We start from the raw sequence: 15,465 nt of genomic DNA on the forward strand, positions 1-15,465 counted from the left end.
CTCTAGCATCTTTTTCGCTAAAGTTTCCTGCGTTTAATGCGCCTACAAGGGCGAATGTAGCGGCGAGCGCGCCTAAAGCTTTAAGATTTTTCATCTTTAATCCTTTTAATTTTATTTCCAAATTTTATTTTGGATGGCGCAATTTTAAAATTCCAAGATGAAGCTAAGATGAATACGCGCGGAATTTTAAAATTTCACAAAAATTTTGCTGCGATTTGTGAGATACAAAGCGCGGAATTTCCGAGTATTTACCAAAACGCCGTAAAATTTCAACTTGAAATTTTATCTCAAGGAACGCTTCGTGCCTAGCTTTTTTAAAAATCCGTCGCAGCAGAAACTTATTTTTCTAAGCTCGCTTGCTTTTGTGGCATTTTTTAACTTCTCGTTTTTTAAAAATATCATAAATGCCTACGGAATCTCGGGGCTAAATTTTATCTATTTTGTCTGCGACGCGGCAGCTTTGATCGCTTTTTTGACGCTATTTTTTACAATTTTTAGCTCGCGCTATACGACCAAGCCGATTTTGATGATCTGCTTTTTTATTTCGTCGTTTACGGCGTATTTTATGGATAGCTATAATGTCGTAATCGATTCGGAGATGATCCGTAACGCAGCCCAAACGAACTTTGCCGAATCAGCGGATCTTTTCAGTCTGCGACTGGCGATTTACGTGCTGGTGCTGGGCGTCTTACCCTGCGTGCTGATTGCTCGCTCGCGCGTTAGCTACCGCCCGCTTCGATTTGAAATTTTAGCTAAGCTCAAAGCGGCTGGCATTTGCATAATAATCATCGCGGCGCTGCTTTTTGGATTTAGCAAATACTACGCGTCGTTTTTCAGAGAGCATAAAATTTTACGCAGCTACGCAAATCCTGGATATTGGATCTACAGCGGCGTTAAATTTGCCGCAAAATCTAAAAAGCAGGGCTCGCAGCCTCTGATGCAAATCGCTACTGACGCGCATATCGATGAAAATTCCACAAGCTCAAAAAAGCTCGTCGTCGTAGTCGTGGGCGAAGCGGCGAGAGCGGATAGATTTTCGCTAAACGGCTACGAGCGAGATACTAATCCGCTACTAGCCAAAGAGCAGGGTGTCGTAAGCCTAAGCAATACCCATTCTTGCGGCACTTCGACGGCGCAAAGCGTGCCGTGCATGTTTTCGCTGCTAAATCGCGATGAATTTAGCGTCGAAAAGGCTGCAGAGGAGCAAAACGTATTAGACATACTAAACCGCGCTGATGACATGGCGATTTTGTGGCGCGATAACAATTCTGATTCCAAAGGTGTGGCGCTGCGCGTAAAATATCAGGATTTTAAAATTCCGCAAAATAATCCGATCTGCGACGTAGAGTGCAGGGACGAGGGGATGCTTGCGGGGCTTGATAAATTTATCGCCGAAAACGCGGGCAAAGACGTATTAATCGTGCTGCATCAGATGGGCAATCATGGGCCTGCGTATTTTAAGCGCTATAAGAAAGAATTTGAAAAATTTAGCCCCGTTTGCCGCGATAACGAGCTTGAAAACTGCTCGCAGCAAGAAATTTCAAATGCCTACGATAACGCGATTTTATACACGGATTATTTTTTAAGCAAGGTTGTAGAATTTTTAAAACCATATTCTAAGACGTACGAAACGGCGATGATCTATATGAGCGATCACGGCGAGAGCCTCGGCGAGGGCGGCGTTTATCTGCACGGCATGCCCTATCTTTTCGCTCCCGAGGCGCAAAAGCATATCGGCGCGATCGTTTGGCTAGGTGAGGGAAAAATGCGCGAAAGATACGATTTAGGCGCGCTTAAATCGCATAAGGATGATGCTTTTTCGCACGATAATCTTTTTCACACGCTGCTTGGAATTTTTGAAGTAGATACCAAGGTGTATAACAAGGATTTGGATATTTTAAATGGAGTGAAAAATTAGAATTTCGCTCTAAATTCCGTCGTAAATTGTGAGTGAAATTTTAGCAATAAAAAATTTTATTGGCAAAATTCTAATTTAAGCTTAGTTTGAAATTTTACCTAAGCTCGGGCGAAATCTGCTATAAAATTTTATGTAAAAGCTAGTAGAGAGGCAAAGTGCTGCAAAAGCTCAATCTCTCATTTATCGTTGCGAGCTATGAATTTTAAATTTCATTAGAAATTTTACGTGCAGTTTTGATAAATGCCTGCGCTAGATGGTTTAGACGTTTGCCTTTTTTGTAGGCTATTATCAGCGTATTATCGAGCTCGCGCGCGCCTACGTCAAAGAGCTTTATCCTGCTCGCCTTATCCTCTTTTATCATCTGCGGTATGCTAAAGCACGCTCCTGCGCCGCTTGCGACGATAGCATTGGCGATATCAAAGGTCTCCGTGCGGCACAGCACTTTCGGCGCAAAGCCTGCGGCGGCAAAAAATGCATCTATTTGCTCGGCGCTTCTTAGGCTTTGATTAGGCAGGATGAATCTTTCCTCTTTTAAGCGCGAAATGTCAATTTTGGGAACAGATTCGTTTTTAAACTCAAGCGAGAGCGGATGGGTGGAGCTTAGAGCGACATAGGTTTTTTGCGTTAGAATTTTAACCCCGTCAAGCCCACTCATATCGATGGGCAGTATCAGCATACCGACATCAAGATCACCTTGAAGTAGCATTTCGCGAATGCTAAGCGCAGAAGAAAACTGCGTGATTTGTAGATCCGAATCCTTAAATTTCTTGCAAAACATCGGCAGTAGCGACGGCAGTAGATTATAGCCGTTTTGCGAAAAGCCGATGCGAATTTTATCATTTTTTACGCCGCTTATTTCAGAGATATCGTTTTTTAGGTCGTTTATGGCGTCAAAAATGACTTTGGCTTTACTAGCGTAAATTTTTCCCGCGCGCGTAAGCGAAATGGGATTACTCGTGCGGTTAAAAAGCTGCGCTCCAAGCTCACGTTCCAGTGATAAAATGCTCTGCGATAGCGACGGCTGCGGGATTTTAAGTGCTTCGGCAGCCTTAGTAAAGCTGCGGAATTCTGCTACTTTTAATACTAGCTCCATGCGATGCAAATTCATTTAGCCTCTCCAATTGATAATTTAATTCTTATGAAATGATACACTAAATAATATTTGACTTATGTTAAAAATGAAACTAAAATTACGCTTTTAGTTTAGAACTTTAAACTTAAGCTAAGAATTTCTCAAATGGAGAGGAAAATGAGCGAATCAAATTTCAACAGACGCGATTTCTTAAAATCGGCCTGTATCAGCGTCGGCGCGCTTAGCCTTAGCGGCTGCGTGGATACCGACAAAAGTAAAAGCGCAGACGGCGGCAACGAAGGCGGCCTTCCTAGTGTGGACGTACTTGTTATCGGCTCGGGAGGCGCGGGTTTGCGTGCAGCCGTAGCGGTAAGAAAGAGTAATCCAAATCTCAGCGTAGTCGTGGCTACGAAGATGATGCCTTCGCGCAACGCCACCTGTATGGCGGAGGGCGGTATCAACGGCGTTACGAGCTTTGCAAACGGCGATTCGTATAAACTCCACGCCTACGACACCGTAAAGGGCGGCGCATATCTCGTAGATCAGGACGCTGCGATTAAATTTTGCGAGCTTGCGGGCCCTACGATTGCCGAGATGGATTACATCGGCACGCTGTTTTCCAGAAACGCTAGCGGCGGCGTGGACGGCAAAGAAAGCGGCGTCCCGGGCGGCGTAGCACAGCGCTTTATGGGCGGCGCGTCTAAAAAACGATGCAACTACTCCGCCGATAAGACGGGTCATATCTTGATGCACGCCTGTTTTGACGATGCGGTCAGCAACGGCGTGAAATTTTTAATCGATCACGAGTTGCTTGAGATCAGCGCACCTGACGGCAAATGCGAGGGCGTTGTGCTTCGAAATATCCAAACCGGCGATTTTTATCCAGTGCTTTGCAAAGCCTTGGTAATCGCAACGGGCGGATATACGAGGATGTTTTACAACCGCACATCGGTGCCTTATATCGCTACCGGCGACGGTATCGCGGCTGCACTGCGCGCAGGTCTTGGATTTAGCGATCCGGAGATGGTGCAGTTTCATCCCACAGGCATCAAAAGCGGCGGTGCGCTCATTACCGAAGCTGCGCGCGGCGAGGGCGGATATCTGCTCAATAACAAAGGCGAGCGCTTTATGAAAAACTACCACGAAAAGATGGAGCTTGCGCCGCGCGATGTCGTAGCTCGCGCGATCGAAACCGAGATTCGCGAGGGTAGGGGATACGGCGAGGGGCTAGGCGCATACGTGCTACTTGACGTAAGACATCTCGGAAAAGATAAAATTTTAAAAGCCCTTCCTAAGATCAGACACACCGCCATTTTGTTTGAGGGTATCGATCTAATCGAGGAGCCGATTCCGATTCGTCCGACCGCACACTACTCGATGGGCGGCATCGAAGTGTCTAAATTTGACGATATGAGCACTAAAATTTCGGGGCTTTACACCGCTGGCGAAGCGTCTTGTATCTCGATTCATGGCGCAAACCGCTTGGGTGGAAATTCTTTGACCGACGCCGTCGTAACGGGCAAGCTCGCAGGACTCGGCGCAGCGGATTATGCCGCGAAGCAGGAGGGATTCGGCTCGGGTAAAAGAGCGAGCGAGCTCGCGCAAAAATGGCAGGCTAAATTTAAGCAGATCGCAAACGGCTCGGGCAAGGCAAACGAGATGTATGAGTTGCGCGAAGAGCTAGGCGCGCAGCTTTGGGACAATATGGGCATCTTTAGAACCGGCGAAAAGCTCGATCTGCTTTCGCAAAATTTAGAGGGTATCAGAGCGCGCTACGACGAGCTGCACGTTGCTGATGTAAATCCGGTTATGAATACCGCATTTACCGACTACGTCGAGCTTGGAAATTTAATCCTACTTGCGCGCTGTGCGTGTTTGGCTGCGCAAAAGAGGCTTGAAAGCCGCGGCGCGCATACCAGAGAGGATTATCCGAAGCGCGACGATAAAAATTTCTTAAAGCACAGTATCGTGACGATGAACGACGCAGGAGAGCTAAGCTTGGGCTACAAAGAGGTCGTCGTTACAGAATTCTCTCTTGACGGAAGGAAACCTCAATGAAATTTATCATAGACCGCTTCGACGGAAGCAAAAATTATAAGCAAGCCTATGAGCTTAGTTTGGAGCAGATCAAAGGAAAGACCCTGCTTGGAGTTTTGCAGTTTATTAAGCAAAATTTAGACATCACTTTAAATTTTACCGCAGCGTGTCGTATGGCGATATGCGGAGCCTGTGCCGTAAGGGTAAACGGGCATTCATATCTTGCCTGCGATACCAAGATGGAGGCTCTGCTTGCAGAGTATGAAAACCCCGATAGCTTTACGATCTCGCCGCTAAATAACTTCCGAGTGATCTCGGATCTGGTGGTGGACTGGGAGCCTAGTATCGAAAATTTAAGAAAGATCAAGCCTACTATTACTCCTAAGAAAGAATTTAGCGCCGAAAAGGGCTGTAAACAAAGCCCTGAGCAGATGGAACGCATCAAAAAGCAGTGGGATTGTATCCTTTGCGGATGTTGCGCTAGCGAATGCAATAAGCTTGGAGCGGACGCGAGCGATTATATGCAGCCCTTTGTTTTCACGCATGCTAACCGCGCCGCGTTTGATTCAAGAAGCAGGGACGCTATGCCTCATCTAAAGCCTGCAGTGCTAAACGGATTATGGCTATGCGTACACTGCCAAGAGTGCGCCGATCGCTGCCCTAAAGGCATAAGTGCTCAAAGCGACATCACAGCACTTCGCGCTATAGCGATGAAAAAAGGACTTACCGCAGGAAGCGGTCCAGCTCACGCAGAGGCGTTCTTGCTAGATATCGTAGAGGGAAGCGGAAGGTTAAACGAGATCAAGCTTGCTTTAAGAAGCGAAGGCGTATTTGCAAATATGGGCAAGATGGACGTAGCGGCAAATTTAATGGCTGCGGGCAAGATGAATCCTTTGCACGTATTCGGAGGCGAGGAGATCGAGGGACATGCGCAGCTCGTTAAGATGATAGAGGCCGCACGCAAGGCTCAAGCTAGCGGCGAGATAGAATAAGGAGGAGAGGATGAATAACGAATTTGCATTTTTCCCGGGTTGCGTTTTAAGTCAAGCCGCAAAGGAATCTAAAATTTCACTTGAGGCGATCGCTCCGGTGCTTGGTATTAAACTTCACGAGATAAAAGGTTGGAGCTGCTGCGGAGCTAGTCAAGCTCAATGCGTAGATCCCATGGCAAGCTTAGTGGCCAATGCCAGAAACATCGCGCTAGCCGAGGGTATGAATATGCCTCTGCTAACTACCTGCTCCACCTGTATGCTAACTCTAACTAAAGCAAAGCTAGCTTTGGATAAGGGAGCCAAAAGCTATATCAATACCTTTTTAAAAGAGGGCGGTATGCAGTATCAGGGAAGTACCGAGATAACGAGTCTGCTTTGGGTGCTATATCAAAGCTTAGATACATTAAAAGCTAAAGTCGTTAGACCGCTAACAAATTTAAAAGTAGCGCTATTTTACGGCTGCCACTCGTTAAGACCGGAGCGCGAGCTTAAGAAAGAAAGCTCAACCAATCCAAAAAGCTTTGAAGCGGTAGTTAGCGCACTTGGTGCTCAGATAGTGCCTTTTGAAAAACGCCTTGATTGCTGCGGCTTTCACGCTAGCTATCCTGCGGTAAAATCGGTATCTAAAATGTCAAGCGAGATCGTAAATGACGCTGCCGAGCACGGAGCGGACGTCGTAGTTACTCCTTGTCCGCTATGCCAGATGCAGCTTGATATCTATCAGGAGCGATACCAAGAAGTGATGAACTCCAAGGCAAGAAAGCCGATCATCCACCTATCTCAGCTGGTAGGCCTTGCTCTTGGGCTAAGCAACGAGCAGCTTGGACTAAACATCAATATCCAAGATGCAACGAGATTGGTAAGCTGATCTTTGGAAATTTTCTAAAATTTAACGGATGATTTTGCAAAAATACTTCGCTGCGGCGCACAAACAGTGCGCCTGCTAGTATCGCACAAAATCATCCGACCTACGCCTGCTTTATCCTAAAATACTTTTCGCCACTATAAAATTCTTAGATAAAATTTCACTGCTTTATAAATTTTAACGCTTCATAAAATTTAATGCTTTCTCCGCCGTAATTTAAAGTTTCGCCAGCCGCGCTAAATTTTAATCCGCCTTTTATTTTTAAATTTAAAAACCATTAGACAACGAATAAATATAAAATTTTAATTAAATCGGATCAAATTTAAGGTGCATAAATTCTAAATTTTGATAGAATGCCATTTAAAAATATCCTAAATTTCAGGAGGACATTATGGTTGATTTAGCTCAAATTTCGGCTAGACTTGATGCCGTTGAGCGTTTGCCACGAATAAAAGCAGAGGAAAGCATACAAGAAAGGCTTAAGAGCAAAGGTTTTTCGCGTCGCGATTTTATGAAATGGAGCGGAGCAATGACCGCGATGCTAGGGCTTCCGGCCGCATTTGCGCCTAGCGTGGCGCGAGCGGCGGAGCTTGCGGATCGCTTGCCAGTGATCTGGCTTCATATGGCAGAGTGCACGGGCTGTAGCGAGAGCTTGCTACGCACCGATACGCCTACGATCGACAGCCTCATATTCGATTACATCAGCCTAGAATACCACGAGACGATAATGGCTGCCGCAGGCTGGCAAGCCGAGGAAAATTTAGAGGGCGCGATAGAAAAATACAAGGAGCGCTATATCTTAATGGTCGAGGGCGGAATCCCAAGCGGCGAGAATGAATTTTTCCTAACCGTGGGTCCCGAGGGCAAAAGCGGAGCTCAGCACTGCAAACACGCAGCCGAAGGCGCTGCGGCAATATTTGCGATCGGCACCTGTTCGAGCTTCGGCGGTATCCAAGCCGCAGCTCCGAATCCGACCGGCGCCGTAGGTTTGGACAAAATCATAAACAAACCCGTCATCAACGTCCCGGGCTGCCCGCCTAGCGAAAAAAATATCGTCGGCAACGTGCTAAATTTTATCCTTTTCGGCACACTTCCAAGCCTGGACGTTTATAACAGGCCTAAATGGGCTTACGGGCTGCGCATCCACGATCTATGTGAGCGTCGCGGGCATTTCGACGCGGGCGAGTTTGTAGAAAGCTTCGGCGATGCGGGCGCAAAGGACGGATATTGCCTTTATAAAGTAGGCTGCAAGGGTCCTTATACGTTTAATAACTGCTCGCGCGAGCGCTTCAACTCCCACACTAGCTGGCCGGTACAAGCAGGTCACGGCTGTATAGGTTGCTCGGAGCCTGATTTTTGGGATCATATGGGACCTTTTGAAGAGCCTTTGGCGGATCGCCTTTATGAAAGTGTTTTCGGCGGGCTCGGCGCTGATGCTACCGCAGATAAGATAGGTGTCGGAATTTTAGCGATCACGGGTGTTGCGGTAGCGGCACACGCGGCGATTGCGTCATTTAAGAAAGATAAAGGGGAATAATCATGTCGCAAAGAATCGTAATAGATCCGATAACCAGAATAGAAGGACATTTAAGAATAGAGGTCGTAGTGGATGATGAAAACGTCGTCCGCGAGGCTTATAGTAGCTCGACGCTATGGCGCGGGCTTGAGACCATAGTAAAAAATAGAGATCCGCGCGACGCGGGATTTTTTATGCAAAGAATTTGCGGCGTCTGCACCTTCTCGCATTACAAAGCGGGCATCGTCGCGGTAGAAAACGCCCTCGGTATCACTCCGCCGTTAAATGCCTTGCTGACGCGCACGCTGATGGCTAACGCGCTATTTTTGCACGATCACCCGGTGCATTTTTATCAGCTCCACGGGCTTGATTTCGTAGACGTAGTAAGCGCGCTTAGCGCCGATCCTAAAAAAGCAAGCGAGGAGGCGTTTAAATACTGCGATACCCCTTATGCGTGCGGTGCGGATAAACTAAAAGAGGTGCAAGATCGCGTGGGCGCTTTTGTTAAGAAAGGCGCTTTGGGGCCTTTTGCCAACGCCTACTTCGGACACCCAACATATAAGCTTAGCCCGGAGCAAAATTTAATCGCTCTTTCACATTATCTTGAGTGTTTACGCATTCAGCGCACGGCGGCTCAGATGATGGCGATATTCGGTGCGAAGCAGCCTCATCCGCAAAGCCTCACCGTAGGCGGCGTAACCTGCGTGATGGATATCCTAAGCCCTGCAAGACTGGGCGAATATATGTCTAAATTTAAAGAGGTCGCGGACTTCGTAAATCGCGCCTACTATCCTGATCTAGTAATGGCTGCTAAGGCTTACGGTAACGAACCTAGCGTGCTAAACGATATCGGCGTGGCAAATTTATGGACTCATCAAGAATTTCAGCTTTCAAAGAACGAATGGCTATTTCAAAGCGGCATGATACTCGACGGCGATATTAGCAAGGTTTTGGAGCTTGATGAGAACAAGATTACCGAGGAGGCAACGCATGCGTGGTATAAAAACGATGCGGCGCTTCATCCTTACGACGGCGAGCAAGAGCCGAATTATACGGGTCTTCAGGACGGACAGAGCATCGACGCGCACGGCAAAGAAGCGCATACGAAGGTGCTCGATACCCAGGGCAAATACACCTGGATCAAAGCTCCGCGCTACGACGGCAAGCCGCTTCAGGTAGGACCGCTTGCAAATATCGTGGTAAATTACGCTAAGAAAAACGAGCGCGTAGTAAAGGTCGTGGATCAATTCCTAAAAGACGCCGGCTTGCCGCTTGAAGCGGTATTTTCGACGCTTGGACGAACGGCGTGCCGTATGATCGAAGCCAAAGTCATAGCCGACAACGGACTGATCGCACTAGAAAATTTGATCACAAACATCAAAAGCGGTGATACGCAGACCTGCGCAAAATATGTAATCGATAACTCCAAAGAGTACAAAGGTCGCTATATCGGTCATGTGCCGCGCGGCGCACTTAGCCACTGGTGCAGGATCGAAAAGGGCGTCATCAAAAACTGGCAGGCAGTCGTACCGTCTACTTGGAACGCCACGCCGAAGGATAAAGACGGCGCTATGGGCGCTTACGAATCCTGCTTGATCGGGCTCAAACTTGCCGATCTTTCCAAGCCGCTAGAGATTATCCGCCGCATCCACTCTTTCGATCCTTGCATCGCCTGCGCCGTGCACGTAATGGACGCTAAAGGAGCGGAGCTCGGCCGCTATAGGGTAGATCCCAGCAAAGGATAAACGATGAAAAAAAGATTTGCGGAATACGAGTTCTCCATCGGTCTTAGGCTCACGCACTGGCTGCGCGCGCTTTGCATTACGATTTTGGTGATCACCGGATATTACATCGCCTTTGTTTTCACCGCGCCCGAGGTAAGCCCAGAGCCGGTGCTTTTCATGCAGGCTAAATTTAGATTCGTACATCTGATCTTCGGCTTTGCGATGATCGGTGCGGCGATCTTTAAAACTTATCTTTTCTTCTTCGATAAAAAGAGCAGAAAAGAGCTTTTAAGCATCAAGGATTTTTTTAGCCCGCGCGTCTGGATCGCTCAGATAAAATACTACATCTTTTTGGGCGAGCACCCGCATCTTCGCGGCGTTTATAACCCATTGCAGTTCATATCATATCTGGGCTTTTATCTAGTGCTGTTCGTAATCTGCCTAACGGGAATGATTCTATACGTTCACGTCTATCACGAGGGGTTAGGTGGCGCGCTATATGGGCTCTTGCGCCCGCTGGAAGCGGCGATGGGCGGTCTAAGCGAGGTGCGAATGATTCACCATCTTTGCATGAATATCATCATAATCTTCGTGCCGATCCACGTCTATATGGCGGTCTTTAACGCCGTCAAGGGCAGAGACGGCGCGATGGATGCGATCGTAAGCGGCTATAAATTTAAAAAGGAAGAGCACGCTTGAGGGTGCTGGTACTGGGTATCGGCAACGTCATCTACGCGGACGAGGGCATAGGCGTGCACTTCGTCCGCGCGCTCGCGCAGAACTATAAATTTTATCCTAAAGCCGCCGCACGAAATTATATAGCGGGCGAAAATTTTGCGGCGCGGAATTTTATGCAAAATTCCGCCCAAGTATCTGCGATACAAAATTCTACCTCGCAAAATTCCACAGAGCGCGACTCCTCGCAAAATTCTGCGAGCGAAAATTTTATCTCCGAGCGAAATTTCGCAGCAGTAAATTTAGACCGAAATTCTACTTCAGAACATTCCGCAAAGCAGAATTGCGCTTCAAATTTTACTTCGCAAAATTCCGTCATAAATTCCGCAGCGCAAAGCTCTATCAATGCGGACTTCATCGCCGTAAATTCAGCCGCGCCGAGCAACAGCTCGGATCAGATCCGATTTATCGACGGCGGGACTCTGGCTAGCTTTTTGATGCCTACGATGGCGGAATTTGATGAAATTTTACTCGTAGATTGCATAGACGCGGACGGCGCAAAGGGCGGCGAGGTGTATTTTTTCGACTACGACGCGATGCCTAAGCAGATCAGCTGGAGCGGCTCGGCGCACGAGGTCGAAATGCTTCAAACCCTGCAGATGATGGATCTTTGCGGCGATCTGCCTCACGTTAAAATTCTAGCGGTCGTGCCGAAGCGCATCGAAGAAGCGAGCTTTAAGCTAAGCTCCGTGATATTAGAGTCCTCAAAAACTATGGAAAAAACGGCGCTGCAGTACCTATCGGATCTTGGTTTCGCGCATGAAAAAATCGCCGATCTTAGCGTCCAAGACATCGCGGATCGATTTGCAAAAAGGGGGCGAGATGATAGTAGCATATGAGTTTAACTACCTTAATGAAAACGCGCTAATAGCGTACTTCTTGCTGTTTTATGCTCGCAAAAGCGCACTTGATTTTTGCCTAAAAAAAGAGGCGAACTTAATAAGCCTTTTCGTGCGCGGCGGCGAGGATGAAATTTTAAAATTTAGCGACGAGGCGATGCCTCTGATTCCAAACTCCATATTTTTGGCAAAATCCTCCGTGCGCGTGGTGGACGAGGACGGCGCCGAAGCAAAAACGCTGAAATTTAACGGCACATTTGAAGATACCTCCTCGGGCGATATAAGTAAATTTTTAGAGGATGAAATTTCAAACGCCCATAGCGCGGCTAAATTTAATAATTTCACTCCGCGAGTGATGAAAGAATACCTCGCTCACGCCAAGCCGTCTCAAAACGAATTCGGAATAATAAGCGGCGCTAGCGTGCTTCATGACGGAAAATTTGAAGCGGTAAGCAGGGAGAATTTTGCCCGCTTACTAGAGTTTTGCCGCATAAACTTATTTCATGCTCAGCAGGTGCAGATTAAGCGCGGCGGCGCAACTTTCACGCTCAAAGCGGACGTGGATTTTAGCGCCGATTTTTTGATAGCTGCAGGAGTGGGCGCGCTGGATGGGATTTTTGTGAGCGATGAAAAGAGCAAAATCGCGCTCGCAGCCTTCGAAAAGCCACTCATAAGCCTAAAAACTAATGCGATCTTTAGAAAAAATCACGAGGACGCGCCTAAATTTTTTGACGTAAAGCTTGCGGGCGACATATTCGTGTTTGCGCTGGTGCGCGCTTTGGCAAGCGACGAGATCTATTTTTTAAGCGCAAAATATGAAAATGCGGCGCAGAAAGATAAAATTTTTAAGGTCGCGCCGCTGCAAAACGGCTTTTTGATCGTGCAAAACGAGGATTTTTTAAGCGGCAGCGCGAGCGCTTACCTGAAAAACTCAAACGACAAAAACTCCGCTCTTTTTGCGCTTACGTACCGCGAAAAGGGGATTTTCAACGACTCCAAAAAACGCGTTTTGCGCTGTTTTTTGGGTGTGGGCACGGACGATGAGATCGCAATTTATGGCGAAAGCTCTAAAAAAATTCTGCTGAAATTTAATCTGCCGCGGAGTTTTGACGAACTTAAGGCTCAAATTTGCGCGGACGAAACGGGCGCAAAGCTGTTTGAAAATTTCAGTGCCAAATTTAACGTAAACGCCGCAAAAATCGATGAAATTTTAAAAAGCGCAAACGCAGGATTTTACGGTATTTTTAGCGTGGCTGCGCAGCTTATCTGGGGGCGCGATGCGGCGTTTTTGATCGCGGCTGCGGAGGATTTTGCGGGCGGTAAAGGTGTGCGGCTCGATTTTTGCACGGACGAGCGCGGCTGCGTGCAAGCGGATAAAATTTTGCGCTCGGCGATGAGCTATGCGCTCGCAGGCGCCAATGAAAAGCTGTTTGCGTTCGGATTTTTCGATAGTTTGGGCTATTTTTTAAGCGATCTGGCGGATGAGCGCAAAGAGGATTTTGACGTTTTGATCTTCGGCGGCGCGATGTTTGGTGGACGCAAATTCGCGGATTTAATGCTTAAACTTTGCAAAAATTTTGACGCGAGCTTTAGCGACAGCTTAGCGCTTCAAGCTCGCTAGATCGGGCATATATGCGAATTTTTGGCAAAACTCCTAAGTCTTATCCGAAAAACAGCGAGTTGCGCGGACATTGCGGCGCCGATAGCCGCGCCATACGGGCTAAGCTTAGCGCAAACGAGATCACGCGAAATTTCAAAAAAGCGGCAAAGGACGTGAGCGTGAAGGAACAAATTTTATTAAATTTAGAGCATATTTTGAGGCGCCCGGTACGTTTTGTCCGCTTGCAGCGAGCGCAACTTGCTCGCAAAATAGCTACTGCGGCGCACAATTTATGAAAGCACGTGCATGAAAGCGGCTAAATTTGAGATTTTCGGAGCAGTGCAGGGGGTCGGGTTTCGCCCGTTCGTCTACAAGCTAGCCGTGGATTTGGGGCTGAAAGGCGAAGTATATAACGATGGCGAGGGCGTTAAAATCATCGTTTGCGCAGACCTTTCCGAGCCGCAAAAAGGCTTGATTGATAAAAATTCCGCCCCTTTAAATTTAGATGAGCCAAATTCTAACAAAATTCAAGCGCAGAAAGTATCGTCATCGGCTGCTCGGTCTTTAAATTCTACCAAGTCGGATTCTAACGAGACCGCAAGCTCGTCACTAAATTTTACGGGCTCAAATTTAAATTTGAACTCCATTTCGCTGCAAAGCGCACCGAACTTACCGAATGATTCGCTACGTGATCTAGCAAACGATTTAGCAAATCCGCCTGATTTGATGAGCTTGCCGCATGATTTGACGAGAGATTTTCAAGCCGCAGAGAGCGAGAAATTTTTACTAAACTTATTCGAGACCGATCTAAACGAGCAGGACTCCATTTTGCCCGCTTCGTCGGATCAAAATTTCGTCGTGCAAAATTCGTCGCAGCAGCGCGGTACGTCACAGAATGAATCGCTGCAATATTTACAAAATACTAAGCGCGACTTGCAAGATGCGAAGTGGGATTTGGACGGCTTTAAACACGATTCACAAAGTACCGAGCAAGATCTGCGCGAAAAAGAAATTTTAAAAATTTTCGAGCAGCGCCTTCGCAGTGAAGCGCCGCCGCTTTGTCGTATCGATAAAATTATCCGCACCGATCTAAATACGCAAGATTTTATGCAGAATTTTACTGATTTTAAGATCACGCAATCCAAGGATGGGCGTAAATTTAATCCGATTTTGCCCGATTTTGCGATCTGCGATCAGTGCAAAAAAGAGTTTTACGACCCGCAAAATCCGCGCTTTCACTACCCATTTATCAACTGCACCGATTGCGGCCCGCGCCTTAGCATCATCGCCGCGCTGCCGTATGACCGCGCAAACACCACGATGAGGGAGTTTGAGATGTGCGAGTTTTGCCGCGGCGAATACACGGACCCGCTCACGCGCCGCTATCACGCCGAGCCGATCTCCTGCCCGCACTGTGGCCCGCAGCTGTTTTTATGCGGCACAGGCGGCGAAATTTTATCTAGCGGCGAGGAGGCGATAGCGCGCACGGCGGAGCTTTTGCGGCGTGGACAGATCGGCGCGATCAAGGGGATGGGCGGCTTTCACATCGTCTGCGATGCGACGAATGAGCGCGCAGTACGGATGCTGCGAACGCTTAAAAAGCGTCCGAGCAAGCCTTTTGCGATCATGTGTCGCGACGCAGCGCAGGCGGGGCGCGCAGCAAACCTAAGCGCGGAGGAAGAGGCGCTGATAGACTGCAACATCAAGCCGATCGTGATTTTAAAAAAGCGCGAGTTTGTTTGGCGCACAGAGGCGGGCTTTGCGGCGGATTTCGGCACGCAAAATTTAAAGGCGCAAAGCAAAAATCCTATATTGCCGAAATTTGCGGGTGAGCAAGAAGAATCGGCGCAAGGGCAGGGCTCTGCGCTACAAAATTTACGCAATTCTGTAGAGAAAAATTTTAGTACGCAAAGCGCTGAAAATTGCGCGGAGCAGGGGATATTACAGAGTGCGCAAATTTTCAGCAAAACGGCGCACCGTAATTTCGCCTGCGATACGCTAGGAGCAGACGACTCGCAGTGTGCAGTAAACGAGCTAGAGCGCGCATACGATGGATCTGATTTGCAGTATGCGGCTAAAAATTTGAGCTCGCCGCAAGCAGAAGGCGGGCTAGAGCTGCAGCAAGCAATTAACAAATTAAATTTACAGTCCGCAGTGGATAGCCAAG

Annotated in this window: 12 protein-coding genes and 1 pseudogene; 12 read left to right on the top strand and 1 reads right to left on the bottom strand. The window is 47.8% G+C overall.

Features of this window, described 5'->3' with window-relative positions; translation table 11 throughout:
* The first annotated feature begins 301 nt into the window (after nt 1-301).
* Entirely contained in the window at nt 302-1,918 is a 1,617-nt protein-coding gene (locus Q0174_RS05520; RefSeq protein WP_298042169.1) for a phosphoethanolamine--lipid A transferase, read from the top strand.
* Between the two features lie 202 nt (nt 1,919-2,120).
* On the opposite strand, the gene Q0174_RS05525 is transcribed toward Q0174_RS05520, so the two are convergent.
* Nucleotides 2,121-3,011 (bottom strand): LysR family transcriptional regulator, encoded by an 891-nt coding sequence (locus Q0174_RS05525; protein ID WP_298042172.1) that lies wholly within the window; start codon nt 3,009-3,011, stop codon nt 2,121-2,123.
* Nucleotides 3,012-3,167: 156 nt separating this feature from the next.
* On the opposite strand from Q0174_RS05525, the gene sdhA reads away from it, so the two are divergent.
* The 11 genes and pseudogenes from sdhA to Q0174_RS05580 form a co-directional block, all read left to right on the top strand.
* A complete protein-coding gene (gene sdhA, locus Q0174_RS05530) occupies nt 3,168-5,048 on the top strand; it encodes an 8-methylmenaquinol:fumarate reductase flavoprotein subunit (RefSeq protein WP_298042174.1) in 1,881 nt (626 codons plus the stop codon).
* Entirely contained in the window at nt 5,045-6,019 is a 975-nt protein-coding gene (sdhB, locus tag Q0174_RS05535; RefSeq protein WP_298042176.1) for an 8-methylmenaquinol:fumarate reductase iron-sulfur subunit, read from the top strand. The genes sdhA and sdhB overlap by 4 nt, the downstream gene beginning before the upstream one ends.
* A gap of 10 nt (nt 6,020-6,029) precedes the next feature.
* The gene (gene sdhE, locus Q0174_RS05540; protein WP_298042179.1) at nt 6,030-6,887 is read left to right on the top strand and encodes an 8-methylmenaquinol:fumarate reductase membrane anchor subunit; all 858 of its coding nucleotides are present in this window, start codon (nt 6,030-6,032) and stop codon (nt 6,885-6,887) included.
* 388 nt (nt 6,888-7,275) lie between these two features.
* Nucleotides 7,276-8,421 carry a hydrogenase small subunit gene (locus Q0174_RS05545; protein ID WP_298042182.1) on the top strand — a complete coding sequence of 382 codons (1,146 nt, stop codon included), beginning with the start codon at nt 7,276-7,278 and terminating at the stop codon, nt 8,419-8,421.
* A gap of 2 nt (nt 8,422-8,423) precedes the next feature.
* Nucleotides 8,424-10,145: a nickel-dependent hydrogenase large subunit gene (locus tag Q0174_RS05550; protein ID WP_298042185.1), complete on the top strand. Its 1,722-nt coding sequence runs from the start codon at nt 8,424-8,426 to the stop codon at nt 10,143-10,145.
* Between the two features lie 3 nt (nt 10,146-10,148).
* On the top strand, nt 10,149-10,823 hold the full coding sequence (cybH, locus tag Q0174_RS05555; RefSeq protein WP_005870440.1) for a Ni/Fe-hydrogenase, b-type cytochrome subunit: 675 nt from the start codon (nt 10,149-10,151) through the stop codon (nt 10,821-10,823).
* Nucleotides 10,820-10,915 (top strand): annotated as a pseudogene (locus tag Q0174_RS05560) (hydrogenase expression/formation protein); the annotation flags it as partial. The gene cybH and the pseudogene Q0174_RS05560, both read left to right, overlap by 4 nt.
* Before the next feature lie 60 nt (nt 10,916-10,975).
* Complete coding sequence (locus Q0174_RS05565; protein ID WP_298042196.1) at nt 10,976-11,698, top strand: hydrogenase maturation protease; 723 nt, start codon at nt 10,976-10,978, stop codon at nt 11,696-11,698.
* Nucleotides 11,682-13,319: a hypothetical protein gene (locus tag Q0174_RS05570; protein WP_298042188.1), complete on the top strand. Its 1,638-nt coding sequence runs from the start codon at nt 11,682-11,684 to the stop codon at nt 13,317-13,319. Before Q0174_RS05565 ends, Q0174_RS05570 begins: the two co-directional genes overlap by 17 nt.
* A gap of 11 nt (nt 13,320-13,330) precedes the next feature.
* Entirely contained in the window at nt 13,331-13,594 is a 264-nt protein-coding gene (locus Q0174_RS05575) for a hypothetical protein (protein ID WP_298042190.1), read from the top strand.
* Between the two features lie 10 nt (nt 13,595-13,604).
* Nucleotides 13,605-15,465, top strand: a 1,861-nt coding sequence (locus tag Q0174_RS05580; RefSeq protein WP_298042193.1) for a Sua5/YciO/YrdC/YwlC family protein, incomplete at its 3' end; no start/stop codon positions are given.

Source organism: uncultured Campylobacter sp. (assembly GCF_937996225.1).
Classification (GTDB): Bacteria; Campylobacterota; Campylobacteria; order Campylobacterales; family Campylobacteraceae; genus Campylobacter_B.

Excerpts from the sequence above, each read along its gene's own strand:
- Q0174_RS05525 (WP_298042172.1), bottom strand. The coding sequence starts at position 3,011 with ATGGAGCTAGTATTAAAAGTAGCAGAATTCCGCAGCTTTACTAAGGCT.
- sdhA (WP_298042174.1), top strand. The coding sequence starts at position 3,168 with ATGAGCGAATCAAATTTCAACAGACGCGATTTCTTAAAATCGGCCTGT.
- sdhB (WP_298042176.1), top strand. The coding sequence starts at position 5,045 with ATGAAATTTATCATAGACCGCTTCGACGGAAGCAAAAATTATAAGCAA.
- sdhE (WP_298042179.1), top strand. The coding sequence starts at position 6,030 with ATGAATAACGAATTTGCATTTTTCCCGGGTTGCGTTTTAAGTCAAGCC.
- Q0174_RS05545 (WP_298042182.1), top strand. The coding sequence starts at position 7,276 with ATGGTTGATTTAGCTCAAATTTCGGCTAGACTTGATGCCGTTGAGCGT.
- Q0174_RS05550 (WP_298042185.1), top strand. The coding sequence starts at position 8,424 with ATGTCGCAAAGAATCGTAATAGATCCGATAACCAGAATAGAAGGACAT.
- cybH (WP_005870440.1), top strand. The coding sequence starts at position 10,149 with ATGAAAAAAAGATTTGCGGAATACGAGTTCTCCATCGGTCTTAGGCTC.
- Q0174_RS05565 (WP_298042196.1), top strand. The coding sequence starts at position 10,976 with ATGCAAAATTCCGCCCAAGTATCTGCGATACAAAATTCTACCTCGCAA.
- Q0174_RS05570 (WP_298042188.1), top strand. The coding sequence starts at position 11,682 with ATGATAGTAGCATATGAGTTTAACTACCTTAATGAAAACGCGCTAATA.
- Q0174_RS05575 (WP_298042190.1), top strand. The coding sequence starts at position 13,331 with ATGCGAATTTTTGGCAAAACTCCTAAGTCTTATCCGAAAAACAGCGAG.